This window comes from Superficieibacter sp. BNK-5 (genome assembly GCF_047456055.1).
In the GTDB taxonomy this organism is placed as follows: domain Bacteria; phylum Pseudomonadota; class Gammaproteobacteria; order Enterobacterales; family Enterobacteriaceae; genus Superficieibacter.
The window spans coordinates 4,704,695-4,716,069 of the sequence record NZ_CP179893.1 but is presented as its reverse complement, the minus strand read 5'-3'; the positions used below and the strand labels follow the sequence as shown (position 1 = coordinate 4,716,069).

At 56.0% G+C, this 11,375-nt stretch carries 12 protein-coding genes; 11 read left to right on the top strand and 1 reads right to left on the bottom strand.

The features are described 5' to 3' along the window. Nucleotides 1–33: 33 nt before the first annotated feature. The 11 genes from ACMGGS_RS22580 (at nucleotide 34) to cysM (ending at nucleotide 10,807) form a co-directional block, all read left to right on the top strand. Nucleotides 34–459, top strand: a complete 426-nt coding sequence (locus ACMGGS_RS22580; protein ID WP_194206228.1) for a GNAT family acetyltransferase — start codon at nucleotides 34–36, stop codon at nucleotides 457–459. Continuing rightward, the gene (locus tag ACMGGS_RS22575) at nucleotides 446–901 is read left to right on the top strand and encodes a DUF2919 domain-containing protein (protein WP_414164459.1); all 456 of its coding nucleotides are present in this window, start codon (nucleotides 446–448) and stop codon (nucleotides 899–901) included. The genes ACMGGS_RS22580 and ACMGGS_RS22575 overlap by 14 nt, the downstream gene beginning before the upstream one ends. A 62-nt stretch (nucleotides 902–963) precedes the next feature. Beyond that, entirely contained in the window at nucleotides 964–1,539 is a 576-nt protein-coding gene (locus ACMGGS_RS22570; RefSeq protein ID WP_414164458.1) for an RpoE-regulated lipoprotein, read from the top strand. A gap of 88 nt (nucleotides 1,540–1,627) precedes the next feature. Next, the gene (locus tag ACMGGS_RS22565; RefSeq protein WP_414164457.1) at nucleotides 1,628–2,527 is read left to right on the top strand and encodes a Dyp-type peroxidase; all 900 of its coding nucleotides are present in this window, start codon (nucleotides 1,628–1,630) and stop codon (nucleotides 2,525–2,527) included. Between the two features lie 555 nt (nucleotides 2,528–3,082). Continuing rightward, nucleotides 3,083–4,504 carry a PTS N-acetylmuramic acid transporter subunit IIBC gene (gene murP / locus ACMGGS_RS22560; protein ID WP_414164456.1) on the top strand — a complete coding sequence of 474 codons (1,422 nt, stop codon included), beginning with the start codon at nucleotides 3,083–3,085 and terminating at the stop codon, nucleotides 4,502–4,504. 10 nt (nucleotides 4,505–4,514) lie between these two features. After that, nucleotides 4,515–5,816: a penicillin binding protein PBP4B gene (gene pbp4b / locus ACMGGS_RS22555; RefSeq protein WP_414164455.1), complete on the top strand. Its 1,302-nt coding sequence runs from the start codon at nucleotides 4,515–4,517 to the stop codon at nucleotides 5,814–5,816. Between the two features lie 151 nt (nucleotides 5,817–5,967). Continuing rightward, nucleotides 5,968–6,984, top strand: coding sequence for a sulfate ABC transporter substrate-binding protein (locus ACMGGS_RS22550; protein ID WP_414164454.1), 1,017 nt, complete (start codon nucleotides 5,968–5,970; stop codon nucleotides 6,982–6,984). Next, entirely contained in the window at nucleotides 6,984–7,817 is an 834-nt protein-coding gene (cysT, locus tag ACMGGS_RS22545; protein WP_414164453.1) for a sulfate/thiosulfate ABC transporter permease CysT, read from the top strand. The genes ACMGGS_RS22550 and cysT overlap by 1 nt, the downstream gene beginning before the upstream one ends. Continuing rightward, the gene (cysW, locus tag ACMGGS_RS22540) at nucleotides 7,817–8,692 is read left to right on the top strand and encodes a sulfate/thiosulfate ABC transporter permease CysW (RefSeq protein ID WP_414164452.1); all 876 of its coding nucleotides are present in this window, start codon (nucleotides 7,817–7,819) and stop codon (nucleotides 8,690–8,692) included. The genes cysT and cysW overlap by 1 nt, the downstream gene beginning before the upstream one ends. Continuing rightward, a complete protein-coding gene (gene cysA / locus ACMGGS_RS22535; RefSeq protein ID WP_176918577.1) occupies nucleotides 8,682–9,776 on the top strand; it encodes a sulfate/thiosulfate ABC transporter ATP-binding protein CysA in 1,095 nt (364 codons plus the stop codon). The genes cysW and cysA overlap by 11 nt, the downstream gene beginning before the upstream one ends. Nucleotides 9,777–9,895: 119 nt before the next feature. Further along, nucleotides 9,896–10,807 (top strand): cysteine synthase CysM, encoded by a 912-nt coding sequence (cysM, locus tag ACMGGS_RS22530; protein WP_414164451.1) that lies wholly within the window; start codon nucleotides 9,896–9,898, stop codon nucleotides 10,805–10,807. A gap of 32 nt (nucleotides 10,808–10,839) precedes the next feature. On the opposite strand, the gene ACMGGS_RS22525 is transcribed toward cysM, so the two are convergent. Further along, nucleotides 10,840–11,199, bottom strand: coding sequence for a YfeK family protein (locus ACMGGS_RS22525; protein ID WP_414164450.1), 360 nt, complete (start codon nucleotides 11,197–11,199; stop codon nucleotides 10,840–10,842). Nucleotides 11,200–11,375: the final 176 nt, after the last annotated feature.

The window sequence follows — 11,375 nt, the reverse complement described above, 5'->3', positions numbered from 1 at the left end:
CAGTTTTTTTAACCCGAAAAGGCACCCAATACCATGGAGATACGCGTATTTCGCCAGCAAGATTTCGAAGAGGTCATCACTCTGTGGGAGCGCTGCGATCTGCTGCGTCCATGGAACGATCCGGAAATGGACATCGAACGTAAAGTAAATCATGACGTCAGTTTGTTCCTGGTGGCTGAAGTGAACGGCGAAGTGGTTGGCACGGTGATGGGCGGCTATGACGGACATCGCGGTTCAGCGTATTACCTGGGCGTGCATCCGGAATATCGCGGGCGCGGCATTGCTAATGCGCTATTAAACCGGCTGGAGAAAAAACTCATCGCCCGCGGCTGCCCAAAAGTGCAGATCATGGTGCGGGAAGACAATGATGTGGTGCTGGGCATGTATGAGCGGCTGGGTTATGAAACCGCCGACGTACTGATTCTGGGTAAGCGATTGATTGAAGATGAAGAGTACTAAGCCTTTACTGTTTCCTTCTGATTATGACCGTAACGGGCTGTTGAAACTCCCCTTTCTCTTCTGGTGCGTGCTGGTGCTTCAGGCTCGCACCTGGGTGTTGTTTGTGATGGCGGGCGCGTCGCGCGGGCAGGGCGACACGTTGCTGAACCTGTTCTACCCCGATCACGATAACTTCTGGTGGGGCCTGCTGCCGGGTGTACCTGCCGTGGTAGCCTTCTTATTTACCTGCCGCCGCCAGGCGTTTCCCCGCCTCTGGTCTGCATTACGCTGGGTATTGATCCTCGCTCAGATGACGCTTCTGCTCTGGCAACCCGCGCTGTGGTATTTCGGCGAGACGGTCAGCGGGACCGGGCTGGCGCTGGTGGTGCTGGATGTTTATGCCCTGTGGTGGCTGCTGACAAGTCGACGGTTACGCGCTTGTTTTACTCGCCAGGCAGATTAAACGGCACTTTTTGCCGTCGCTGTACTCCAACAGGCGTTGAATTTAAAAGAGAGGATGTGTGAATGAAATCGCTTCGCTTATTGATGTGCGTTATGCCTTTGGCACTGGCAGGGTGTTCAACAATCTCCTCGGTTAACTGGTCGGCAGCAAATCCGTGGAACTGGTTTGACTCCTCCGGCGAAGTAACAGAGCAGGGCGTCGCCGGGATCACCAGCGCGACGCCGCTGAAAGAAGAAGATATCAGCGAGGCACTGGGCAGCAGCTACCATCTTCGTAGCGGCATGAAAACCGATAACGGCAATATCGTGCGCTTTTTTGAAGCGATGAAGGATAATAAGGTCGCGCTGGTGATTAACGGCGATGGCGGTACAGTCAGTCAAATCGATATTCAGGACCCGGATATTAAAACGGCCGACGGTGGTGAAATCGGCAGTGTCTTCAGCGACTTGTATAAAAAAGCCTACGGCAGCTGTCAGAAAGCCTCGGGCGATCACGCTGGCGACATTGAGTGTAAGGCAGAAGGTAGCCAGCATATCAGCTACCTGTTTACTGGCGAATGGAGCGGTCCGGCAGATTTGATGCCGTCCGACGATACGCTGAAAAGCTGGAAAGTGAGCAAAATTATCTGGCGTCGTTAATTTGCGCCTGAACAAATTGCCCTCCTGAAAACGCGGTACAATAGCCGCATTAACGCCACCGTTGCGTGGCTTTTTCTCAGGAGAAGCAATGTCCCAGGTTCAGAGTGGCATTTTGCCAGAACATTGTCGCGCGGCGATTTGGATTGAAGCCAATGTTAAAGGGGAGATCGACTCCCTGCGCGCGGGCAGTAAAATTTTTGCCGATAAGCTGGCAACCTTTCAGGCGCAGTTTCCTGACGCGCAGATCGGTTCGGTGGTGGCTTTTGGACATAAAACGTGGCGTGAACTGAGCGGCGGCGAAGGGGCTGAAGAGCTGAAGGATTTTATTCCTTACGGCAAAGGCCTGGCACCCGCGAGGCAATATGACGTGCTGATCCATATTCTCTCCCTGCGTCATGATGTCAATTTCTCGGTTGCTCAGGCGGCGCTGGAAGCATTCGGCGACGCGCTGGACGTGCAGGAAGAGATCCACGGCTTCCGCTGGGTGGAAGATCGCGATCTGAGCGGCTTCGTTGACGGCACAGAAAACCCGGCAGGTGAAGAAACGCGTCGTGATGTGGCGGTGATCAAAGACGGCGTGGATGTGGGCGGCAGCTATGTATTCGTTCAGCGCTGGGAACATAATCTCAAACAGCTTAATCGGATGAGCGTTCACGATCAGGAAATGATGATTGGTCGTACCAAAAGCGCAAATGAAGAGATCGACGGCGACGAACGTCCCGTGACCTCCCACCTCAGCCGCGTGGATCTGAAAGAGGATGGCAAAGGGCTAAAAATTGTCCGTCAGAGCCTGCCCTACGGCACGGCCAGCGGCACCCATGGCCTCTACTTCTGCGCTTACTGCGCGCGTCTGTACAATATTGAACAACAGTTGCTGAGCATGTTTGGCGATACCGATGGCAAGCGTGATGCCATGCTGCGTTTCACCAAACCGGTAACGGGCGGCTATTACTTTGCGCCGTCTCTTAACAGACTGCTGGCGCTGTAACCAATGTAATCCCCCGAGCGCTCAGGCCGGATAAGGCGCAGCTGACATCCGGCATTATCGCGTACAATGTCTCAGCCCGTGTGCCACGTTGCCCGGCGGCGCATTCGCTTGCACGGGCCTACAGGGGGGGTAATCCTCAAGTATGTGGGCAGGATAAGCCATGTAACCCTGTAGGCCGGATAAGGCGCAGCCGCCATCCGGCATTATCGCGCATAATGCCTCAGCCTGTGTGCCACGTTGCCCGGCGGCGCATTCGCTTGCACGGGCCTACGGGGAGGTAATCCTCAAGTATGTGGGCAGGGTAAGCCATGTAACCCTGTAGGCCGGATAAGGCGCAGCCGCCATCCGGCATTATCGCGCACAATGTCTCAGCCAGTGCGCCCCACTGCATCCCAAACCGCAACGTTCCCCTTGTCATTGTTTTAAAATGCGTTATCCCGCTTTCCCATCCATACTGTGACCGTTCCGGAAAAACCTTTGTCCAACGCTGTGCGCCACGCTCCCTGAGCGCATAATGATGTTATTGATTCTTCTGGGGAACAGATGAGGATAAACATGGCTAAAACAATCGGTAAGGATTTACTGGAGCATATTATTGCCCTTGTCGGCGGGGAAGAAAATATTACCTCATGCGGTAACTGTATGACCCGCCTGCGACTGCGCGTTGCAGACACCGCGTTAGTGGATAACAACATCAGTGAAAAACTCGCCGGACAGGTGAGCGGTGTGGTGATAAACGGTAATGAAGTTCAGGTGGTCTTTGGCGTCGGCAAAGCTCAGCGCGCGGCAGAAGCAATGAATGCGCTCCTCGGTAATCAGGATCTCAAATCCATTGCCGCCGAAAATAAAAGCCAGTTGAAAAGTAAACAGCAATCCTCTGTTCAGCAGTTTCTGGCGAATTTCGCCACCATTTTTACCCCGCTTATCCCCGGCTTTATTGCGGCAGGATTGATGCTTGGGATCGCGACCTTGATCGGCACGCTAATGCATATTGCGCCGGACGCAAAAGGGACGCTCCCGGATGCGCTGAATTTCCTGAAGGTCTTCAGCAAGGGCCTGTTTACTTTCCTGGTGCTGCTGGTCGGCTATAACGCGCAGAAGGCCTTTGGCGGCACCGGCGTTAACGGCGCGATCATCGCCTCGCTCTTTATCCTCGGTTATAACCCGCAGGCAACGGTTGGCTACTACTCCGGGTTGCAGGATTTCTTCGGCATGGCTATCGATCCGCGCGGCAATATCATCGGCGTGCTGCTGGCGGCGTGGGCCGGGGCGAAAATCGAGCGCGTGATCCGGCGCTATGTGCCTGACGAACTGGATATGATCCTGACCTCAATGCTGACGTTAATCATCACCGCTGCGCTGACCTTTATCATCATCATGCCTGTCGGGGTCTGGCTGTTCCAGGGTATGTCCTGGCTATTTATGCATCTTAACAGCAACCCGCTGGGGTGTGCAGTGCTGGCCGGGGTGTTCCTGATTGCGGTGGTCTTCGGCGTTCATCAGGGCTTTATTCCTGTCTATCTGGCGCTAATGGATTCGCAAGGGTTCAACTCCCTGTTCCCCATCCTCTCTATGGCAGGCGCAGGGCAGGTGGGCGCGGCGCTGGCGTTGTACTGGCGCTCTGACAACGCCTCGCTGCTTCGCTCGCAAATTCGTGGCGCGATCATCCCCGGCCTGCTTGGCGTCGGTGAACCGCTGATTTACGGCGTCACGCTGCCGCGCATGAAGCCCTTCGTTACCGCCTGTCTGGGCGGCGCGGTCGGCGGCTTGTTTATCGGGACGATTGCCTGGCTGGGGCTACCGGTCGGGCTGAATAGCGCCTTTGGCCCTTCCGGTCTGGTGGCCTTGCCGCTGATGACCTCCCACGACGGGATCCTGCCCGCGATTGCGGTTTACGGCGGGGGGATCCTGGTGGCTTACGTCGCGGGATTTATCATCACCGCGCTATTTGGCTGTAAAAATGTCGATCTGAGTTAAAGGAATAGCAATGAAAACAACTCTTTTACTGGCGGCGCTGCTCGCCGTCTGGGTTCCCGCTCAGGCGGCGGATTTTCCGCCGTTAACCCATGCCAGCCCGGAATCAGCAGGTTTTGATAGCCAGAAACTGCATCAACTGGATGTCTGGATCCAGCAGCAGGTTGACGCGGGCTATCCGGGGATGAACCTGCTTATTCTGAAGGATAATCACATTGTTTATCAGAAAGCCTGGGGCTACGCGAAAAAATACGACGGCTCAACATTAATGGCTGCGCCCGTTAAGGCCACGCCAGAGACCCTGTACGATCTCGCCTCCAATACGAAAATGTATGCCACCAACTTCGCGCTGCAAAAGCTGGTGTACGAGGGGAAAATCAGCGTCGACGATCTCGTCTCTAAATACCTCCCCGGTTTTGCCGATAGGCCCACGGATAAGATCAAGGGCAAGGACCGGCTGCGTATTGCCGATATTTTACATCACACCGCCGGTTTCCCCGCCGATCCGCAATACCCGAATAAAAAGGTGGCGGGTGAGTTATATTCGCAGGATAAAGCCACCACGCTTGAAATGATCAAGCGCACGCCACTGGATTATTCCCCCGGTACCCGACACGTTTATAGCGATGTCGATTATATGATCCTCGGCTTTATCATCGAATCGGTCACCGGCATGCCGCTGGATAAATACGTCGAAGAAACGATTTATCGCCCGCTGGGCCTGACGCATACGGTCTTTAATCCGCTGCAAAAAGGCTTTCAGCGCCAGCAGATTGCCGCGACGGAACTGCACGGCAATACCCGCGACGGCGTTATCGACTTTCCCCATATTCGTACCTCCACCCTGCAGGGCGAAGTGCACGATGAAAAAGCCTGGTACGCGATGGGCGGCGTTTCCGGCCACGCCGGGCTGTTTTCCAACACCGGTGATATGGCCGTCCTGATGCAGCTGATGCTCAACGGCGGCAGCTATAAAAACGTTACGTTGTTCGATCGGAAAACCGTCGAGGCGTTTACCCATAGTTCAAAAGACGATCCCACGTTTGGCCTGGGCTGGCGCGTCAATGCTAACGCCTTCATGACCGCGACCTTCGGCGTGCTGGCTCCCCCGCAGACCTACGGCCATACCGGCTGGACGGGTACGCTGACGGCTATCGATCCGGTCAACCATATGGCCATCGTGATCCTCGGCAACAAACCCCACTCGCCGGTAGCGGATCCGCAGGCGAATCCCAACGTCTTTGTCAGCGGCCAGCTTCCGGCGGCCACCTACGGCTGGATTGTCGACGGCGTCTACGGCGCTCTGAAGCGCTAGTCAAATGGGGCAGCGCGCCATGCTGCCCCGCTATTTCTTATTCCCTTTTCGACTGGCAAATCACCAAACGGTATATAAAACCGTTACTCCTTTAGTGTCCGTTATAAATATTATGGCTATTAGAAAGTCATCAAATTTATAAGGGTGCGCAATGGCCGCTAAATCACTGAAAAAAGGGTATCTGGTTCTGGCGGCGTCAATGCTGCTGGCCGCGCAGGCGCAGGCGACCGAACTGCTGAACAGTTCCTACGATGTTTCCCGCGAGTTATTTGCCGCCCTGAATCCTCCTTTTGAACAGCAATGGGCGAAGGACAACGGCGGCGATAAGCTGACCATTAAACAATCGCATGCCGGGTCATCAAAACAGGCGCTGGCGATCCTTCAGGGGCTGAAGGCCGATGTGGTGACCTACAATCAGGTCACCGACGTGCAGATCCTGCATGACAAAGGCAAGCTGATCCCGGCGGACTGGCAGAGCCGCCTGCCGAATAACAGCTCGCCGTTCTACTCGACGATGGCCTTCCTGGTGCGCAAGGGCAACCCGAAAAATATTCACGACTGGAATGACTTAGTGCGTTCTGACGTAAAACTGATTTTCCCGAACCCGAAAACCTCCGGCAACGCGCGTTACACCTACCTGGCGGCGTGGGGCGCGGCGGATAAAGCCGACGGTGGCGATAAAGCGAAAACCGGGCAGTTTATGACCCAGTTCCTGAAGAACGTCGAAGTGTTTGATACCGGCGGCCGCGGGGCCACCACCACCTTTGTTGAACGCGGGTTGGGCGACGTGCTAATCACTTTTGAGTCGGAAGTGAATAACATCCGCAAACAATATGAAGCGCAGGGCTTCGAGGTTGTGGTGCCGAAGGTCAACATTCTGGCGGAGTTCCCGGTGGCGTGGGTGGATAAAAATGTGAAAGCCAACGGTACTGAGAAAGCCGCGAAGGCGTACCTGAACTGGCTCTATAGCCCACAGGCGCAGACCATCATCACCGATTATTACTATCGTGTGAACGACGCGCAGGTGATGGATAAACTGAAAGACAAATTCCCGCAGACCGAGCTATTCCGCGTGGAAGACCGTTTCGGCTCCTGGCCTGAGGTGATGAAAACGCACTTCGCCAGCGGTGGCGAATTAGACAAGCTGTTAGCGGCGGGGCGTAAGTAATGTTTGCTGTTTCCACCCGGCGCGTGCTGCCGGGCTTTACCTTAAGTCTCGGCACCAGCCTGCTGTTTGTCTGCCTGATCATGCTGCTGCCGTTAAGCGCGCTGGTCATGCAGCTTTCCCAGATGAGCTGGGCGCAATACTGGGAGGTGATCACCAATCCGCAGGTGGTCGCCGCCTATAAAGTGACGCTGCTGTCGGCGTTTGTGGCCTCGGTATTCAACGGCGTGTTTGGCCTGCTGATGGCGTGGATCTTAACCCGCTATCGCTTCCCCGGACGCACGCTGCTGGATGCACTTATCGATCTGCCGTTTGCGCTGCCGACGGCGGTGGCCGGTCTGACGCTGGCGTCGCTGTTCTCGGTAAATGGCTTTTACGGCGAGTGGCTGGCGAAGTTTGATATCAAAGTGACCTATACCTGGCTGGGGATTGCCGTAGCGATGGCCTTTACCAGTATCCCGTTTGTGGTGCGAACCGTTCAGCCGGTACTGGAAGAACTCGGACCTGAGTATGAAGAGGCGGCGGAAACACTCGGCGCGACCCGGCTGCAAAGCTTCCGCAAAGTGGTGCTGCCCGAGCTTTCCCCGGCGCTGCTGGCGGGCGTGGCGCTCTCATTTACCCGTAGCCTCGGCGAATTTGGCGCGGTGATCTTCATCGCCGGCAATATCGCCTGGAAAACAGAAGTGACCTCGCTGATGATTTTTGTGCGTCTGCAGGAGTTTGATTATCCGGCGGCCAGCGCCATCGCCTCGGTGATCCTCGCGGTCTCGCTGCTGCTGCTTTTCTCAATCAATACGCTGCAAAGTCGCTTTGGTCGGCGCGTGGTAGGTCATTAATGGCGGAATTGACTCAATTGAAACGTTATGACGCTCCCCGCGTGAACTGGGGGAAATGGTTCCTGATCGGCGCGGGCGTCCTGCTGTCGGTGTTCATTCTGGTCGTGCCGATGATTTATATCTTCGTGCAGGCCTTCAGCAAAGGGCTGGCTCCGGTACTGCAAAACTTAAGCGATCCGGACATGCTGCACGCCATCTGGCTGACGGTGCTGATTGCGCTTATTACCGTACCGGTAAACCTGCTTTTCGGCACGCTGCTGGCCTGGCTGGTGACGCGCTTTAACTTTCCTGGCCGCCAGCTATTGCTGACGCTGCTGGACATTCCCTTTGCTGTGTCGCCGGTGGTGGCGGGGCTGATTTATCTGCTGTTTTACGGCTCGAACGGTCCGCTTGGCGGCTGGCTGGATGAGCATAATCTACAGGTGATGTTTGCCTGGCCGGGCATGGTGCTGGTGACTATCTTTGTGACCTGTCCATTTGTGGTGCGCGAGCTGGTGCCGGTAATGCTCAGCCAGGGTAGCCATGAAGATGAGGCGGCGATTTTACTCGGTGCGTCTGGCTGGAAGATGTTCCGCCGCGTTACGCTGCCAAATATTCGTTGGGCGTTATTGTACGGCGTGGTGCTGACCAACGCCCGCGCCATTGGCGAGTTCGGCGCGGTGTCGGTGGTATCCGGCTCTATTCGCGGCGAGACCTTATCGCTGCCGCTGCAAATTGAACTGCTGGAGCAGGACTATAACACCGTCGGCTCGTTTACCGCCGCCGCCCTGCTGGCGTTGATGGCGATTTTGACCCTGTTTTTAAAGAGTGCGTTGCAATGGCGGTTGAGCAATCAGGAGCGCCGCCTGCAACAGGAGGGAAATCATGAGCATTGAGATTGCCAGAATTAAGAAGTCTTTTGGTCGCACCCAGGTGCTGAATGATATCTCGCTGGATATCCCCTCCGGACAAATGGTGGCGCTGCTGGGGCCGTCTGGTTCCGGTAAAACGACGCTGCTGCGCATTATCGCCGGGCTTGAGCATCAAACCAGCGGCAATATTCGCTTTCACGGCACCGACGTCAGCCGCCTGCACGCGCGCGATCGCAAAGTAGGCTTTGTGTTTCAGCACTATGCGCTGTTTCGCCATATGACGGTGTTTGACAATATTGCTTTCGGCCTGACCGTCCTGCCGCGTCGCGAGCGTCCGAATGCCGCGACCATCAAAGCCAAAGTGACCCGTCTGCTGGAGATGGTTCAGCTTGCGCATCTTGCTGAACGTTACCCGGCGCAGTTGTCCGGCGGGCAGAAGCAGCGGGTGGCGCTGGCACGTGCGCTGGCCGTGGAGCCGCAAATCTTGCTGCTGGATGAACCGTTCGGCGCGCTGGACGCGCAGGTGCGTAAAGAGCTGCGACGCTGGCTGCGTCAGCTACATGAAGAGCTGAAGTTTACCAGCGTGTTTGTCACCCACGATCAGGAAGAGGCGATGGAAGTCGCCGACCGCGTGGTGGTCATGAGCCAGGGAAATATTGAGCAGGTGGACGTCCCGGATCAGGTCTGGCGCGAACCCGCTACCCGCTTCGTGCTGGAGTTTATGGGTGAGGTCAACCGGTTGAAAGGCACGATCCGCGGCGGACAGTTCCATGTCGGCGCGCACCGCTGGCCGCTGGGCTATACGCCTGCCTTTCAGGGGCCGGTAGAACTGTTCCTGCGTCCCTGGGAAGTGGATATTAGCCGTCGCACCAGTCTGGATGCGCCCTTGCCGGTTCAGGTACTGGAAGCCAGTCCCAAAGGCCACTACACCCAATTAGTCGTGCAGCCGCTGGGGTGGTATAACGAACCGCTGACGGTAGTTATGCAGGATGAAAACGCGCCGGTTCGCGGAGAAAGATTGTTTGTCGGCCTGCAAAATGCCCGGTTGTACAACGGCAATGAACGTATAGAATCCCGGCAGAAGCTTGCTCTGGCGGAGTCCGCCTGATAGGTTAATTTGCAAGTTTATCGCCCGGTGGCGTTTCGTTTACCGGGCCTGGAGCATATGTCATGATTTTGTAGGCCGGGTAAGCGTAGCGCCACCCGGCTTTTTCCTGGGCAGAAAACGTGAATACATTAGAACAAACTATCGGTAATACGCCGCTGGTCAAATTACAACGTCTGGGGCCGGACAACGGCAGTGAAATCTGGGTCAAGCTGGAAGGCAATAACCCGGCGGGATCGGTGAAAGACCGGGCGGCGCTGTCGATGATCGTCGAGGCGGAAAAGCGCGGCGATATCAGGCCGGGCGACGTGCTTATCGAAGCCACCAGCGGCAATACCGGCATCGCGCTGGCGATGATTGCCGCGCTGAAAGGCTACCGTATGAAGCTGCTGATGCCGGATAACATGAGCCAGGAGCGCCGCGCCGCGATGCGTGCCTACGGCGCGGAGCTGGTTCTGGTCAGTAAGGAGCAGGGCATGGAAGGCGCGCGGGACTTAGCGCTGGCAATGTCTGAAAACGGCGAAGGCAAGCTGTTGGATCAGTTCAACAACCCGGACAATCCGTTCGCGCATTACACCACCACCGGCCCGGAAATCTGGCGGCAAACGTCAGGCCGCATCACCCATTTTGTCTCCAGCATGGGCACCACCGGTACCATTACCGGCGTATCGCGTTTTCTGCGCGAGCAGGCAAAACCGGTGACCATTGTTGGCCTGCAACCGGAAGAGGGCAGTAGCATTCCGGGCATTCGCCGCTGGCCTGCAGAGTATATGCCGGGCATTTACAATGCGTCATTGGTGGACGAGGTGCTGGATATTCATCAGCAGGACGCAGAAAACACCATGCGCGAACTGGCGGTGCGCGAAGGCATTTTCTGCGGCGTCAGTTCCGGCGGCGCGGTAGCGGGCGCGTTGCGCGTTGCACGGGCAACGCCCGGCGCAGTGGTGGTCGCGATAATTTGCGATCGCGGCGACCGTTACCTTTCCACGGGCGTATTTGGCGAAGAGCACTTCAGCCAGGGAGCGGGGATTTAATCGGAACGTGCCATGGCAACATGGCGCTACGGTTACAAAGTCTTATCCGTTTGTGCAATCAGCGCATGCAAATACGGCTGCGCGTTTTCATCTTTTTTGCCGGGGATTTTCACAATGTAAGGCTTTCCGGTAATCGATGATGATGAGGCGACCTTATCGATAAATTGTTCGGCGGTATCAATGCGATTACGGGTGTTGCCCAGTTTTACGCGCAGGTGGGAAACCGCTTCCTCGCAGTTATGCGCATCGCCGTTACGAACAAAGGTCAGATCCTGTTTTTGCACCAGCGCGTTAAGCATGGCATTGATACGCGCTTCTTCGTGGGCATTCAGTTTGGCAAACGCAGGAAGCGCCCCCAGCAGGGCCACAACGGCACTAATCATTTTCTTCATTGAATAATCCTTTTCAGTTAATCAGTTACCGTTTGTCAGACCGCTGGCGGCGTAAGAAGTTGCACGTCTGGCGTCCAGTGGCGGACAAGACATTTGCTAACTTTTTCATAAACGCGCAAAATTCTTACCCGTCAGGGGTGGGCTAGCGCTCTCCTCTGATATCAGAAGACGGTGAA